The sequence below is a fragment of the Luteibacter yeojuensis genome (genome assembly GCF_011742875.1).
In the GTDB taxonomy this organism is placed as follows: domain Bacteria; phylum Pseudomonadota; class Gammaproteobacteria; order Xanthomonadales; family Rhodanobacteraceae; genus Luteibacter; species Luteibacter yeojuensis.
Genome location: NZ_JAAQTL010000001.1, coordinates 223,324 through 237,974, shown reverse-complemented (window position 1 = coordinate 237,974; position 14,651 = coordinate 223,324). Strand labels below are relative to the sequence as shown.

Genomic DNA, 14,651 nt, shown 5'->3' with positions numbered 1-14,651 from the left:
GCTCAGGCCTCGATCTGCTCAAGAATCCCAAGCCATTCCAGCTCGAGGTTTTCCTTCTCGCCGCGCAGTTCCGCCTGGCGCTGGCCGAGCTTCATGAGTTCCGCCGTCGGGCCGTCGTAAACCGCGGGATCGGCGAGTTTGCCCTCGATCGCCACGAGTTCCTTGTCCATGTTTTCGATGAGCGATTCGATCTTCTTCACCCGGGCGCGCAGCGGCTTTTCCTTCTCCCGCTCCCCGGCGCTCGACCGGCGGCGCTCCTTCGCGGATTCCTGCACCGGCGCATCGGCCGGCGCGGAGGCTACCGCCGCCGTCTTGCGCGTCGTGGCGCGGCTGCGCAGCCACTTCGCGTAATCGTCGAGGTCGCCATCGAACGGTTCCACCTTGCCATCGGCCACACGCCAGAACTCGTCGCAGACCATGCCGAGGAGGTGGCGATCGTGCGAGACGAGCACCAACGCACCGTCGAACGCCGCGAGAGCGTCGGCCAGTGCCTCGCGCATATCCAGGTCCAGATGGTTGGTCGGTTCGTCGAGCAGCAGGAGGTTGGGCTTGTCCCAGGCGATCAGCGCCAGCGCAAGGCGCGCGCGCTCGCCGCCCGAGAACGCGTCGACCGGCTCGAAAGCCCGCTCGGCGGGAAAATTCCAGGTGCCGAGGTAATCGCGCAACACCTGCGCGCCGGTATTCGGCGCCTTTTCCTGCAGGTGGTCGAACGGACTGGCACCCTCGCGCAGGCTTTCGACCGTGTGCTGGGCGAAGTAGCCGATGCGCGTGTCCTTGTGGAACCCGCGCTCGCCGCGCAGGGGCGCGAGTTCACCGACGAGGGATTTCACCATCGTGGATTTGCCGGCGCCGTTGGGGCCGAGCAGGCCGATGCGGTCGCCCGCCTCGAGGCCGAAGGCGACGTCGCGCAGGACGACGTGATCGCCGTAACCCGCGTCGACATGATCGAGCTGGAGCATCGATGTGGGCAGACGCTCCGGGGCGGGGAACGAAAAGCTGAAGGACCGCTCGGCGCGCACGGCTTCGGTGCCGGCCATCTTTTCCAGGCGCTTCATACGCGACTGCGCCTGCTTGGCCTTGCTGGCCTTCGCCTTGAAGCGGTCGATGAAGGATTGCAGGTGCGCACGCTCGGTCTGCTCGCGCTCGTGCGCGATCTGCTGCTGGCGCAGGTGCTCGGCGCGTTGCCGCTCGAAGGCGGTGTAGTTGCCGGTATAGAGCTTCGCCGTACCGTCGTGCAGGTGCAGCGTGTGCGAGATCACGCCATCGAGGAATTCGCGGTCGTGCGAGATGATCAGCAGCGTCCCCTGGTAACGGCGCAGCCATTCTTCCAGCCAGAGCACGGCATCGAGGTCGAGGTGATTGGTGGGCTCGTCGAGGAGCAGCAGGTCCGACGGTGCCATCAGCGCACGGGCCAGGTTGAGGCGCACGCGCCAGCCGCCCGAGAACGACGCCACCGGCTGCTCGTGCGTCTCCGGCGCGAAGCCGAGCCCATGCATGAGCCGCCCCGCCCGGGCACGGGCGTCGTATCCGCTGACTTCCTCGATACGCAGGTGCGCGGCGGCCACGGCTTCCAGGTCGCCCGCTTCCAGCGCATCCGCCTCGGCCTTCAGCGCGGCGGCCACCTCGACGTCGCCGCCGAGGACATAGTCGATCGCCGGATCGGGCAAGGCGGGAGTTTCCTGCGCGACCGAGGCCTGGCGCACCTTCGACGGCATGTCGAGGTCGCCCACCTCCGGCTCCAGCTCGCCCTTCAGGGCGGCGAACAGCGTGGACTTGCCGCAACCGTTGCGGCCGATGACGCCGAGGCTCCAGCCGGTCTGGATGGTGAGGTCCATCCGCGACAGGAGGGTGCGGCTGCCCCGGCGCAGGGCGAGATTGCGGAACGAGATCATGGCGGGCACGCGGGCGAAAGACGACTGCGCATGATAGCGGTCTACGGCCTTGCCGTCCCCCGAAACGCGACGCAGCACACAGCCGCGCGATCCGCCACGCGCCGCCCATGGCGTGCCCCGGGGCGATCTGTTACAACGGCGTCCTGCGCCGCATGGGGAGCGCGACGGAGCCGTCATGAATACTTTCAAGCCTGTTTTCACCGCCATCGCACTGGCTGTCGTCTCGGCCTCCGTGGCCCCGTCCGCGCGCGCCGGCGACACCCTGCTCATGCAACGCGTGAAGCAGGAGCAGTCGATGAACCTGCCGAAGAAAGGCATGAGCATGGCCGAAGTGGAGCGCCGCTTCGGCGCGCCCACCTCCAAGCTCGACGCCCGCGGCGGCGGCAGCCGCAAGCAGCCGGTGATCAACCGCTGGATGTACCCCGGTTACATCGTCTACTTCGAGCGCAGCCACGTGATCCACACGGTGCTGAACACGCCGGCCGGGAACAATACGAATCCCGCGAATCCGAAGTAACCCGCCAGCCGAAACTGTAGGAGCCGCTATAGCGGCGAGAAGCCCACGGAGCAATGAAGCCGCGAGGCAAGTTCCCCTCGCCGCTATAGCGGCTCCTACAAGGCTTCCTGCGGCTCGCGCAGGCGGGCTCCGTTCAGTGTACCAAGGTCGGCTAGAATAGCGGGCTCCCCTTTGCCGCCCTCGCCCGCCATGACCGACCGCTCCTCCTACCGCCTGCCCGCCGAATGGGAACCACAGGCCGGCGTGCTGATCGCCTGGCCGCACGCGGGCACCGACTGGGCCGAGCGACTGGCCGAGGTCGAAACCACCTACGTGGCGCTCGCCGCCGCCGTGACCCGTTTCGAGCCGCTGTACATCGTCGTGGCCGGCACCGAGCTGCGCGAGCACGCGCGCCTGGCGATCGAACGGGCCGGCGCGGACATGTCGCGCGTGCACTTCATCGAGCTGCCGTATGACGACACCTGGCTGCGCGACTCCGGCCCGATCACCCTCACCGGCCCCGACGGGGTCTTGCTCAACGACTACCGGTTCACCGGCTGGGGTGGCAAGTTCGGCGCCGAGCAGGACGACGCGCTGATCGCGGGACTGCTCGAGCGCGGCGTGCTGGCGGGGCTGCCGCACCGGCGCATCGACTGGGCACTGGAAGGCGGCGGCATCGAGAGCGACGGCCGCGGCACCATCCTCACCACCTGGAAGTGCCTGAACCAGCGCCACCCGGATCTCTCCCGCGAGACGATGACCGACACGCTGGCCACCACCCTGCACGCCGACCGCGTGCTGTGGCTGGAGCACGGCTATCTTGAAGGTGACGACACCGACGCCCATATCGATACGCTGGCGCGCTTCTCCGAGGACGGCGGCATCGTGTACCAGGCCTGCGACGACGCCGGCGATCCGCATTTCGAGGAACTCGGCCGGATGGCTTCGGAACTCGCCGAGCTGCGTTCGCCGGGAGGCAAACCCTATGTCCTGCATCCGCTGCCGTGGGCCCGGCCGATCCTGGACGAAGGCCGCCGGCTCGCCGCGTCCTACGCGAACTACCTGATCGTCAACGGCGCGGTGCTGGTGCCGGCCTACGGCGACCGAGCGGATGCGGAAGCCGCGCGGATCATCGGCATGGCCCATCCGGGCCGCGAGGTGGTCCAGGTGCCCTGCCGTCCGCTGATCTGGCAGAACGGCAGCCTGCACTGCATCACCATGCAGCTGCCGGCGGCGATTGCCGCCTGACACTCGAGGAACATCCATGACCCGCAAGACCCTCAAGGTCGCCCTCCTCCAGGAAACCGACCGTGGCAACCGCGACGCCAACCTCGATGCCATCGAGGCCGGGCTGCGCGAGGCCGCGAAGGCCGGCGTGGAGCTCGTGCTGCTCCAGGAGCTGCACAACGGCCCCTATTTCTGCCAGCGCGAGAGCGTCGACGTGTTCGACCTCGCCGAGACGATCCCCGGCCCGGGCACGGATCGCATCGGCAAGCTCGCCGAGGAACTGAAGCTCGTCGTGGTCGCCTCGATTTTCGAGAAGCGCGCCACCGGCCTGTATCACAACACGGCGGTGGTCTTCGACCGCTCGCGCGAAATCGCGGGCAAGTATCGCAAGATGCACATCCCCGACGATCCGGCCTTCTACGAGAAGTTCTACTTCACGCCGGGCGACCTCGGCTTCGAGCCGATTCCTACCTCGGTGGGCAAGCTCGGCGTGCTCGTGTGCTGGGACCAGTGGTATCCGGAAGCCGCGCGCCTGATGGCGCTGGCGGGCGCCGACCTGCTGTTCTATCCCACGGCGATCGGCTGGGACCCCAACGACTCCGACGAGGAGAAGGCGCGCCAGCGCGAGGCCTGGATCACCGTCCAGCGCGGCCATGCCGTCGCCAACGGCCTTCCGCTGCTCTCGTGCAACCGCACCGGCTACGAGGCCGATCCGTCCAACGTGGGCAGCGGCATCCAGTTCTGGGGCTCGAGCTTCGTGGCCGGTCCGCAGGGCGAATTCCTTGCGCAGGCGGGTACGGATGGCCGCGAACTGCTGGTTTGCGAGGTGGACATGGAGCGCAGCGAACACGTGCGCCGCATCTGGCCGTTCCTCCGCGACCGCCGCATCGACGCCTACGGCGACCTGACCAAGCGTTTCCGCGACTGATTCCCGAAGGACCTCCCGCCGCATGATTCCCGCCGAGAACGTCGCCACACCCGCCGCCCTGGAAGGCCAGCCCATCGAGCGCATGATGCGCGACGGTGTCGAATACACGATCCTCGGCACGGCGCACGTATCGCGCGCCAGCGTGCAGGCGGTGGACGCGTTGCTGGAAACCGAGCGCTTCGACGCCGTGGCCGTCGAACTCTGCCCGAGCCGCGCGCACGGCATCCGCGACCCGGAAGCGTTCAAGCAGATGGACCTGTTCCAGGTCATCCGCCAGGGCAAGGCCGGCATGGTCGCGGCGAGCCTGGTACTCGGCTCGTTCCAGAAGCGCCTCGCCGCGCAGTACGGCATCGAGCCGGGCGCGGAAATGAAGGCGGCGATGGACGGCGCCGATGCCCGCGGCATCCCGGTCTGGCTGGTGGACCGCGAAGTGGGCACCACCCTCAAGCGGGCGTGGCGCAGCGTGGGCTTCTTCCAGCGTTTCGGCCTCATGGCCGGCATGCTCGGCAGCGTCTTCGAGCGTGAGGACATCGCCGAGGAAGACATCGAGAAGCTGAAGCAGTCCGACCTGCTCGAGAGCGCTTTCAGCGAATTCGCGGCCGGCTCCGCGCCGCTCTACCGCGCGCTGATCGCCGAACGCGACGAATTCATGGCCGCGAAACTGCGTGAGAACGGCGCGGCGATGGACGCATCCGCACCCAGCCGCAAGGTACTCGTGGTCATCGGCGCCGGCCACCTGAAGGGCATGACCGCGCAGCTCGCCGAACAGCATGGCGACGCGGGTGCCATCGCCGACGAGCTGGCGGTGACGCCACCGGCGGCGAAGTGGCCGAAACTTCTTGCGGTGGGCCTGGTGCTGGCGATCTTCGCCGCCATCGGCTTCGCCTTCTACCGCAACCCCAGCCTCGGCGCCGACGCGCTGAAGAACTGGATCCTGCTCACCGGCGGCCTGTCCGCGCTCGGCGCCCTGCTGGCCGGTGCGCACCCGCTGTCCATCGTGGCCGCCTTCGTCGCCGCGCCCCTGAAACCCTTCCGACCGGGCATCCCCTCCGGTGCCGTCAGCGCCATGGCCGAGGCCTGGGTACGCAAACCCCGCGTGATGGATTTCGAGCGGCTGCGCGACGACATCACCCACTGGACCGGCTGGTGGAAGAACCGCGTGGCGCGCACCCTGCTCAATTTTTTCCTGGTGAGCATCGGCACCATCGCGGGCGAATACATCGCGGGCATCCACATCATCCGCAGCCTGTTCTGATACCCGAGTTGTCCCTCGTCGCGGCAGGCATCTATACTTCCGGGGCTATTCAACCCCGGCCCCGCCCGGCACCCAGGGAACTCTTAATGAAGCGTCTGCAACTGGTTGGTCTGATTGCTGTAGCTCTGTGCGCCGCGTCCGCCGCGCATGCCGAAGGGGATAAAGCCAGGGGGCGGGAACTCGTCTACACCTGCAACGGCTGCCATGGCGTGCCGGGTTACTCCAACGTGTATCCCGACTACCACGTGCCGCATATCGTCGGCCAGAACGAGCAATACATCGTCAACGCGCTGAAGGCCTATAAGAGCGGCGAACGCAAGCATCCGACGATGAGCGCCCAGGCACAGAGCCTGTCCGACCAGGACATCTCGGATATCGCCGCCTACCTTTCCAGCATCGCCAAGTAAGCCGCCGAGGACGAACGATGACCCGTGGGTTTTCCCTGATTGCCATCGGCGCGCTCCTCGCGCTGACCGCCACCCAGACCTTCGCCGCCGGCGATCCGGCGCGCGGCAAGACCAAGACCGCCACCTGCGTGGCCTGCCACGGCAAGGACGGCAACGCCGTCGATCCGCAGTACCCGCGCCTTGCCGGCCAGTATGCCGATTACCTCGCGCAGGCCCTGCACGAATACAAGGACGGCCGCCGCAGCAACCTCGTGATGAAAGGCTTCGCCGCTACCTTGTCGGACCAGGACATCAACGATATCTCGGCGTATTTCGCCACGATGCCGACGAAGCTGCAGGGTCTCGAGAACCATATCCAGGGCGAGTAACCGCCCGTCGCTGTAGGAGCCGCTATAGCGGCGAGAAGCCGACAGAGCGACGATGCGGCGAGGTAGAGTCCTCTCGCCGCCATAGCGGCTCCTACAACAGCATTCCGCTCAGCCAGCCCGTGCGAAATACGGCTTCTCGCCCGTTTCGTGGTCCGTGGCGTCGCGCACCTCGGTGACCTCCGGAATACGCTCGCGCAAGGTTTTTTCCACGCCATTCTTCAGGGTGACGTCGACCATGCCACAGCCGTGGCAGCCGCCGCCGAAACGCAGCACCACGATGCCATCGGCCGTCACCTCGACCAGCGAGATGCGTCCGCCGTGCGATGCGATCTGCGGACCGATTTCCGTCTCGAGAACGAACTGCACGCGCTCGACGAGACCGGCTCCCTCACCGGGCGCGTCGCCCTTGATGCGCGGGGCGCGGATGTTGAGCTGGCTGCCGGTGGGCGTGGTCTCGTAGTCGATGTTCGCCGGATCGAGCCAACGCATGCTTTCGGAATCGACGTAAAGACGGAAGCCTTCGCACTCCACCGTCCATTCGTCGCCCTGCAATTCCGAAACGGAGCAGAACTCCAGCTCGCATTGGGCGGACGGCGTGCCCGCGGCGACGACGCGCAGGCGGATGCCGAGGCCGTCTTCGCCCTGCTGTGCGAGGAGGCGCAGGAAATGCGCCTGCGCACGCTCCGAGATATCGATCATGATGGCTCCGAAGATGGGTCTGGCCCGGGGACGCCGGAAAACAGCACCATTTTAGTACGCTTTCGACGTGGGCGCCGCCTTTTGACAATTCAACCAGCCGCGCGCCACGCTTCCCGCTTTCCCGGACGGACACCCCACGATGACTCTTTCCCCGCTCGCCACCCAGCACTCCCAGCCGCGCAAGGGCCCGGAACATGCCCTCGACCGCGCCGCCGTCGATGGATACCTCGCCGGCCTGCCCGGCTGGAAGCTGAGCGATGACGGCAAGGCCATCGTCAAGGATTTCCGATTCCCGGATTTTCACCACACGCTGGGCTTCATCAATGCGGTGGGCTTCATGGCCAACCAGGAGGACCACCATCCGGACCTCGAGGCCGGCTACGGGCATTGCCAGGTCCTTTGGTCGACCCATGACGTGGGCGGCCTCTCGCTGAACGATTTCATCTGCGCGGCGCGCGTCGAGGCCCTGCTGAATCGCTGAGGTGCCCTCCGGAGGATTCCGATGGACGACACCGGCGACGGTCCTCCTGGGACTCGCGCTGCTGGTCGCGCTGCCGTATCTGGCGGCGGCCGTCGTGCGCGCCGCCATCGAGTCGCGAAGCGCGGCCGATCGCGCCGCGTATGCGACGGGCGGCTCACCCTGGTCCTGGCGTTTCCGTGAAGCGGACGACGTCGTCGCCGGTCGCGCCTTCGGCGGCGGGTCGCTCGGCGCATCCCAGGCGGGCCTGATCCTTCGTGCCACGGACGGCAGGCCCATGGAGGTCGGCCTTCCGCTGGCCCGGGTGCCGGATCTCGTCCGGCTCGACAGCCTGGAATGGCGAGCCCGCGCTTCCGCCACGGGGGTCTACGGACTGGCCGTACGCGAGACGCTCGACGGGCCCTTGCTGCAGGCCCCTCTGGGCAAGCTGGGGCCCAAAGACCTGTCACGGCCGATTTCCCTGCGACGACTGGCCTGGACCGACGACATGGGCCACAGGGCGAGCCCGCCCACGCGTGCCGCGATGTTGCGCCTCCGTGCGACCCTCCCGGCCGGGGCCACCCTTGTGCTCGATCAGGCCGCACTGCGTGCCGATGGAAGCCCGGTCGCACCACGCTCCCTGTCCCTCCCCCCGGGTCTTTCGGCCGAGGGTCTCCTGGCCTGGCGCGACACCCAGCGCGCCGCCGATCCGCTCGTTACCTTCGGAACGGCCACGCCGACGCGTGCCGTTCCACCCCGGTCGAGCTGGATTCCCCCCGTCGTCTACCTCGCGCTCCTGGCGCTGTCCTCGTCCCGGCGCAGGAAGGGACCCAGCGGCTCCGGCCGCAGCCTGTCCGACCCCATCGACGCCGTCCTCGTCCTGACCGGCCCCCTCTGGTTCATCGCCGGTCTCGGCCTCGGCCCCAATCCCGCTACCGCGGGCATCGCGATGTTCGTGGCCGGCACGGCCTACGCGTTCCTCCTCGCCTCGCGCCGAATCCTCCCCGGCTGGCATTGGCTCGGCACCTGGCGGGCTGCCGCCTGGCCCCTGCTCGCCGTCCCGGTGGCCTTCGCCATCGTCCTCACGCTCGGCCATGCACCGCTATGGCCATCCCCTGGGCGCATCCTGCTTTACGTCGGCTGGGCCTTCTTTCAGCAATGGCTCGTCCTGGCCGTCGTGGGCGCCTTGCTGGCAAGGGTGCTCCCCCGCTCATGGGCCGCCCTGTTCACGGCACTGGCCTTCGCCCTGCTGCACACGCCCAACGGACTGCTGATGCAGCTTTGCTTCGTGGCCGAACTGGGCTGGGCATGGTGGTATTTCCATCGACGCGCGCTGCTCCCCGTGGCGGTAGCGCATGCGGCGAGCGCGGTGCTGCTGCAGGCCGGACTCGCCGGCGGGCTGCTGCGTTCGCTGGAAGTCAGCGCTCGGTTCCTGCAATGACCGTGGCGGCCTGGCTACGACCGCCAGGGGTCAACCGCGGAGATTGTCGAGGAATACCTTGAGATCGTCCGGCAACGGGACGGAAAAATCGTAGTTCCGGCCGCCAAGGTCGAAACTCATCCTCGACGCGTGCAGGAACATGCGCTTCAAGCCCTTGGCGCGGAAGCGCTTGTTGGCTTCCTCGTCGCCGTATTTCGGGTCGCCCGCCAGGGGGTGACCGACGTACTGGGCGTGCACGCGGATCTGGTGGGTGCGGCCCGTGCCCAGGGTGGCCTGCATCAGCCGCGCGCCCGGATATTGCTCCAGCTCCTGGAAGAAGGTGAGCGAAGGCTTGCCGGCGTCGTCCACGCGCACCATCCGTTCGCCTCCGTGGAGAACGGACTTCAGGAGGGGTGCATTGACGTCGAACTTCGCCTTGCGCGGCGTCCCGGTCATGAGACAGAGGTACTGCTTGGTCACCTCGTTGTCCCGGATGAGCGCCTGGAGGCCGGTGAGCCCCGGACGTGACCGGGCCAGGACCAGCACGCCGCTGGTGTCGCGGTCGAGACGGTGGACCAGCTCCAGGTGTTCGTTCGGCCGCGCGGCGCGAAGCAGCTCGATGGCGCCGTGACTCACCCCGCTGCCGCCGTGGGCGGCGATGCCCACCGGCTTGTCGATCACGAGGAAGTGCTTGTCCTCGAAGATGACCGAGTCGGCCACCGCCCTCACCATGCCCGACGGCGCCACGCCCTCCTCGCGCTCGGCCACGCGGACGGGCGGGATGCGCAGCATGTCGCCCAGCGCGAGGCGGGTTTCCGGCTTGGCGCGCTTGCCGTTGATGCGGACCTGCCCGGTTCTCAGCAGGCGGTAGACCAGGCTGCGCGGCACCCCCTTGAGCAGGGTCATCAGCGCGTTGTCCACGCGCTGACCGTCCCGTTCGGGACCGATTTCGACCTGGCGCACACCTTGGCCGCCGTCGAGGGAAGTTGCCGTCTGCATTGATAAAACTCGAAATTGATAGGATACTCGGCGAGCGCCAGGCTCCGCTGAAGACTCATCTCTCGCGGGGTGCCGGTGCCGCCGCGTAAGGCGAGTGTCGCGCCGTTCCGTCCGAGGGGTCGGAAGGCGGGGACACCCCACATCGTAGCGGTTCGGGTTGCGGTTGTCCGGCTAATCCGTAGGGATGCGGACCGGTTGCAAGGCGCTTATTCACGAATCACGCCGGGTCCAGGTATCGGTCCCGGATCCCATGCCGCTTGAAGCCTCACCGCTGCGGCGCGATCCCCGGCAGGCCGCCACATGGGCGCCACCGCGGCGCGCGGCCGCGCGGCAAGGCCGAGGAACCTACAAATGAAGCGTATGTTGATCAACGCGACTCAGCGCGAAGAGTTGCGTGTGGCCATCGTCGATGGCCAGAACCTTTACGACCTCGACATCGAAATCCCGTCCAGGGAACAGAAAAAGGCCAACATCTACAAGGGCCGCATCACCCGCGTCGAACCTTCCCTCGAAGCCTGCTTCGTCGACTACGGCGCCGAGCGCCACGGCTTCCTCCCGCTGAAGGAAGTCGCCCGGGAGTACTTCAACCCGAACGCGGAAAGTAAGTCGAACATCCGCGAACTCCTCAAGGAAGGCCAGGAAATCATCGTCCAGGTCGAGAAAGAGGAGCGCGGCAACAAGGGCGCCGCCCTCACCACGTTCATCAGCCTGGCCGGCCGCTACATGGTGCTGATGCCGAACAACCCCCGTGCCGGCGGCGTCTCGCGCCGTATCGAGGGCGAAGACAGGCAGGCCCTCAAGGAAGCCATGGAGCACCTCTCGGTGCCCGACGAGATGGGTCTCATCGTGCGCACCGCCGGCATGGGCCGCGACGCCGAGGAGCTCCAGTGGGATCTGGATTACCTCCTGCAGCTGTGGAAGTCGATCTCGGCCGCCGCGAACTCGCAGAAGGCCCCGTTCCTGATCTACCAGGAATCCAAGCTGTTCATCCGTGCCCTGCGCGACTACCTGCGTAACGACATCGGCGAAATCCTGATCGACGAGGAATCGCTGTTCAGCGACGCCCGCGATTTCGTGCAGCAGGTGATGCCCAACAACCTGCGCAAGCTGAAGCTGTACCAGGATCCGACACCGCTGTTCTCGCGCTACCAGATCGAGACCCAGATCGAGAGCATCTTCGAGCGCAACGTACGCCTGCCCTCCGGCGGCTCGATCGTCATCGACCAGACGGAAGCGCTCACGGCCATCGACATCAACTCGTCGAAGGCCACCAAGGGCAGCGACATCGAGGAAACGGCGTTCAACACCAACCTCGAGGCCGCCACCGAGATCGCCCGCCAGCTGCGCATCCGCGATGCGGGCGGCCTCATCGTCATCGACTTCATCGACATGGACAGCCCGCGCCACCAGCGCGAGGTGGAGGAGCGCCTCAAGGACGCCCTCAAGGCCGACCGCGCCCGCGTCCAGATCGGTCGCATTTCGCGCTTCGGCCTGCTCGAGATGTCGCGCCAGCGACTGCGTCCTAGCCTCGGCGAGGCCACCCAGATCGTCTGCCCGCGCTGCGAAGGCCATGGCCATATCCGCAGCGTGGAATCGCTGGCGCTGTCGACCCTGCGCCTGATCGAAGAACACGCGATGAAGGAAAACACCGGGCAGGTCCTGGTGCAGGCGCCGCCGGCGGTCGCCAACTTCCTGCTCAACGAGAAGCGCGCCAGCATCGTCGAGATCGAACTCCGCCACAGTGTGCACGTGGTGGTGGTCGCCGACGACAAACTGGAAACGCCGCACCTCGAGATCACCCGCATCCGCGAAGCGGACATGGGCGAGCACAGCAAGCCGAGCTACGAGCGGACCACGCCCGCGGTGGCCACCGCGCTTCCGAAGATGGGCCAGGCGCTGGGCAGCGGCGAGCAGCCGCTGGTCACCGGCGTGGTGCCGTCCACGCCGGCTCCGCTGCGCGACGACGACGTCGAGGTTCCTGCCGCGCCGGCCCAGCCCGCGCGCCAGGCCGCACCCGCCCCTTCCACCGGCGGTTTCTTCTCCCGCCTCTTCGGCAGTCTGTTCGGTGGCGGCGCTCCCGCCGCTCCCGCCGCCCAGCCTGCGGCGCCTGCCCGCCGCGAGGACGCCCGTCAGGGCGGCCGCGGCGAGCGCGGTGGCCGTCGCGACGAGCGTCGCGGCACCGAAGGTCGCGGCAAGAGTGGCGAGCAGCGTGGTGGCCAGCAAGGCCAGCGCAAGGATAACGCCCAGCAACAGGCCCGCGGCCAGCAGGCGAAGGGTGGCAAGCAGGGCCGTGGCGAGCAGTCCGCTCGCCAGGGCGAAGACAAGCAGCAGGGCCGCCAGAAGGACGGCCAGCAGCAGGGTCGCCAGGGCCGCCAGGAACAGGCCGCCCAGGGGGAGAACCGCCGCCAGCCGCGCGGCGAGCGCCAGCCCCAGGGCGAGAAGGTCGAAAAGGCCGTGACCGCCACGGCCGCGGCAACCGCCGTCCAGACCCAGCCGCCCGTGCCGCCTCGCGCGCCGGTCGAAAAGGCGCCCGCCCCCGTCGCTGCCAAGGCTGACGAGAAGCTGGCGTCGACGCCTGCCGACGCACCCGTCACCGACATCGAGGCGACGATCGCCGCCGACTCGGGCATCCCGCCGAGCGAAGGCGCCAAGGAAACCGAGGGCGGCCAGCGCCGTCGTCGCGGCCGCCGTGGCGGCCGCCGCCGTCGTCGCCAGGAAGACGGCGCCCAGGCCGGTGCGATCGAGGGCGTGAACAGCGTCGAAGATCTCGACGACGAGGACGGTGACGACGAGATGCCGGTCGAGACCGCGCGCTCGGGCCCGAGCGTGCCGCCGGTGCTCGACACGGCGGCCGCCGCAGAGAATGCGTTCGCCGTGGAAGCACCGACCGGCTTGGCGACGCGCCCCGCGGAGCCCTCCGACGACGAGTCCGTCCCGTCCGCTCTCACCCTTCCCACCCTTCCGAAGCTGCCGCCGATTCCCGGCAGTCCGGCCGCGATGACGCACTCGACGCACGCCGCCGACGCGGCCACGCCGGCGGATTCGGCCCAGACCCGCACCACCGAGCGCCGCCAGACCGAATCGGATGCGCCACTGAAGAGCGCGCCGGTGACGGGCTCCGCACCGGTACCCGCCGCGGCACCGATGGCGGCCCCCACGCCGGTCGAGCCTCCCGCCATCGAAGATGTCGTGGCCGTTGCTCCCCCGGCAGCTGGCGTGGGCCTCGACGCGCCGGCGCGTGGCTTCCTGCCGGATGAGGCAGAGGCACCCGTCGTGAAGACGTCCCGCGAGGCGACCGCCGTCTCGCAGGAGACGCCGCCGGCTCCAGCCGATGAACCGGCTTCTGTCGAGAAGACGCCGGCTCCGGCTCCGGCTCCCGCTCCCGCTCCGATCCCCGCCGCGGCTCCCGCCCCGGCCCCGGTGGTGAAGGAAACGGTGAGCGAGGCGCCTGCGCAGGAAACGGGGGAAGAAGAGACGAAGGCTCCCGCGGTCCAGGCCACGCCGAAGTCTGCCGAGGCATCGAACGTGTCGCCGGTGTCGCATCCGGGTCCGCCGCCGGCACCCACGCCCGGCTGGACACCGCCGGCGCAGGGCGACCTTCTCACCCGCCCGAGGCACGAGCCACACAACGAGCAGTGATCCAGATAAAAGAACGCCGGGCTAAGCCCGGCGTTTTTTTATCGGCATCAGAACGGTTTCAACTCCCGACCTGATGGTTATGCGTATCGAGCAGGCCATGCACCGTCATCAGGTGCGCAAGGCCCACGACATGCTCGACATGCAGCTTCTCCATCAGGCGCTGCTTATAGGTCGAGACCGTCTTCGGGCTCAGATTCAGCCGTTCACCGATCGAAGTGAGCGGCATGCCGCGAACGAGCATCATCGAGACTTCCATCTCGCGCGTGGAAAGGGTATCGAACGGCGAATCGGAGCCGTCGAGGGTGGCCAGCGCCAATTGCTGCGCCACGGTGGGTGCGAGGTAACGGCGCCCCGACGCGACCTGGCGTACGGCGCTCAACAGTTCGTCCGACGAACAGCCCTTCGTGAGGTAGCCGAGAGCGCCGGCGTCCAGCAGGCGCTTGGGAAACCGCGCGTCGTCCACGACCGTCAGGATGACGACGTTCGTGCGCAGCTTTGCGCGAATGATCCGCTCCGTCAGTTCCACGCCGCTCATGCCCGGCATGTGGACGTCGACCAGCGCAATATCCGGCGAATGCGAACGGATGAGGCGCAGGCCCTCTTCCGCCGAACTTGCCTCCCCGCGGATGCGTAGATCGGCCTGTTGTTGCAGGATCATTCGAAAGCCGGTCCTGACCAGTTCATGGTCATCGACCAAAATAACGTTAATCATCTAGTGCCCTCCCTGGGCCGACTGTTCTAGACGCACGGTTCGGACCGGGCGCCGCCTGCGAATGCATACAATGCCAGATGTGCAGGCGAGACAACCAGCGTGAGGGTATGATCGTGACCTGGACCGGCTTTATGTAGCGGTATCCCCGCGCC

Annotated in this window: 13 protein-coding genes; 9 read left to right on the top strand and 4 right to left on the bottom strand. The window is 67.8% G+C overall.

The features are described from left to right. Positions 1–2: 2 nt before the first annotated feature. A complete protein-coding gene (locus HBF32_RS01080) occupies positions 3–1,892 on the bottom strand; it encodes an ATP-binding cassette domain-containing protein (protein WP_166700392.1) in 1,890 nt (629 codons plus the stop codon). A gap of 175 nt (positions 1,893–2,067) precedes the next feature. On the opposite strand from HBF32_RS01080, the gene HBF32_RS01075 reads away from it, so the two are divergent. The 6 genes from HBF32_RS01075 to HBF32_RS01050 all read left to right on the top strand — a co-directional run bounded on the left by HBF32_RS01075 (position 2,068) and on the right by HBF32_RS01050 (position 6,573). Then, positions 2,068–2,409, top strand: a complete 342-nt coding sequence (locus HBF32_RS01075) for a hypothetical protein (RefSeq protein WP_166697790.1) — start codon at positions 2,068–2,070, stop codon at positions 2,407–2,409. A gap of 189 nt (positions 2,410–2,598) precedes the next feature. Next, positions 2,599–3,636 carry an agmatine deiminase family protein gene (locus HBF32_RS01070; RefSeq protein ID WP_166697789.1) on the top strand — a complete coding sequence of 346 codons (1,038 nt, stop codon included), beginning with the start codon at positions 2,599–2,601 and terminating at the stop codon, positions 3,634–3,636. A gap of 16 nt (positions 3,637–3,652) precedes the next feature. Then, complete coding sequence (locus HBF32_RS01065) at positions 3,653–4,543, top strand: carbon-nitrogen hydrolase (protein WP_166697788.1); 891 nt, start codon at positions 3,653–3,655, stop codon at positions 4,541–4,543. 22 nt (positions 4,544–4,565) lie between these two features. Next, a complete protein-coding gene (locus tag HBF32_RS01060) occupies positions 4,566–5,798 on the top strand; it encodes a TraB/GumN family protein (RefSeq protein ID WP_166697787.1) in 1,233 nt (410 codons plus the stop codon). 86 nt (positions 5,799–5,884) lie between these two features. Then, positions 5,885–6,205: a c-type cytochrome gene (locus HBF32_RS01055; RefSeq protein ID WP_166697786.1), complete on the top strand. Its 321-nt coding sequence runs from the start codon at positions 5,885–5,887 to the stop codon at positions 6,203–6,205. A gap of 17 nt (positions 6,206–6,222) precedes the next feature. Continuing rightward, on the top strand, positions 6,223–6,573 hold the full coding sequence (locus HBF32_RS01050) for a c-type cytochrome (RefSeq protein WP_166697785.1): 351 nt from the start codon (positions 6,223–6,225) through the stop codon (positions 6,571–6,573). Positions 6,574–6,681: 108 nt separating this feature from the next. Here HBF32_RS01050 and HBF32_RS01045 read toward each other — a convergent pair whose 3' ends face one another. Continuing rightward, entirely contained in the window at positions 6,682–7,272 is a 591-nt protein-coding gene (locus HBF32_RS01045; RefSeq protein ID WP_166697784.1) for an NfuA family Fe-S biogenesis protein, read from the bottom strand. Between the two features lie 139 nt (positions 7,273–7,411). Here HBF32_RS01045 and HBF32_RS01040 point away from each other — a divergent pair, with 139 nt between their 5' ends. Both HBF32_RS01040 and HBF32_RS01035 read left to right on the top strand, forming a co-directional pair. Continuing rightward, complete coding sequence (locus HBF32_RS01040; RefSeq protein ID WP_166697783.1) at positions 7,412–7,753, top strand: 4a-hydroxytetrahydrobiopterin dehydratase; 342 nt, start codon at positions 7,412–7,414, stop codon at positions 7,751–7,753. Between the two features lies 1 nt (position 7,754). Beyond that, positions 7,755–9,170, top strand: coding sequence for a CPBP family glutamic-type intramembrane protease (locus HBF32_RS01035; RefSeq protein WP_166697782.1), 1,416 nt, complete (start codon positions 7,755–7,757; stop codon positions 9,168–9,170). A gap of 30 nt (positions 9,171–9,200) precedes the next feature. Here HBF32_RS01035 and HBF32_RS01030 read toward each other — a convergent pair whose 3' ends face one another. Next, positions 9,201–10,148, bottom strand: coding sequence for an RluA family pseudouridine synthase (locus tag HBF32_RS01030; RefSeq protein WP_166697781.1), 948 nt, complete (start codon positions 10,146–10,148; stop codon positions 9,201–9,203). A gap of 351 nt (positions 10,149–10,499) precedes the next feature. Here HBF32_RS01030 and HBF32_RS01025 point away from each other — a divergent pair, with 351 nt between their 5' ends. Then, complete coding sequence (locus HBF32_RS01025) at positions 10,500–13,787, top strand: Rne/Rng family ribonuclease (RefSeq protein WP_166697780.1); 3,288 nt, start codon at positions 10,500–10,502, stop codon at positions 13,785–13,787. A 58-nt stretch (positions 13,788–13,845) separates the two neighbouring features. Here the strand turns inward: HBF32_RS01025 and HBF32_RS01020 are convergent, their stop codons facing one another. Further along, complete coding sequence (locus HBF32_RS01020; protein ID WP_166697779.1) at positions 13,846–14,499, bottom strand: response regulator; 654 nt, start codon at positions 14,497–14,499, stop codon at positions 13,846–13,848. Positions 14,500–14,651 lie beyond the last annotated feature (152 nt).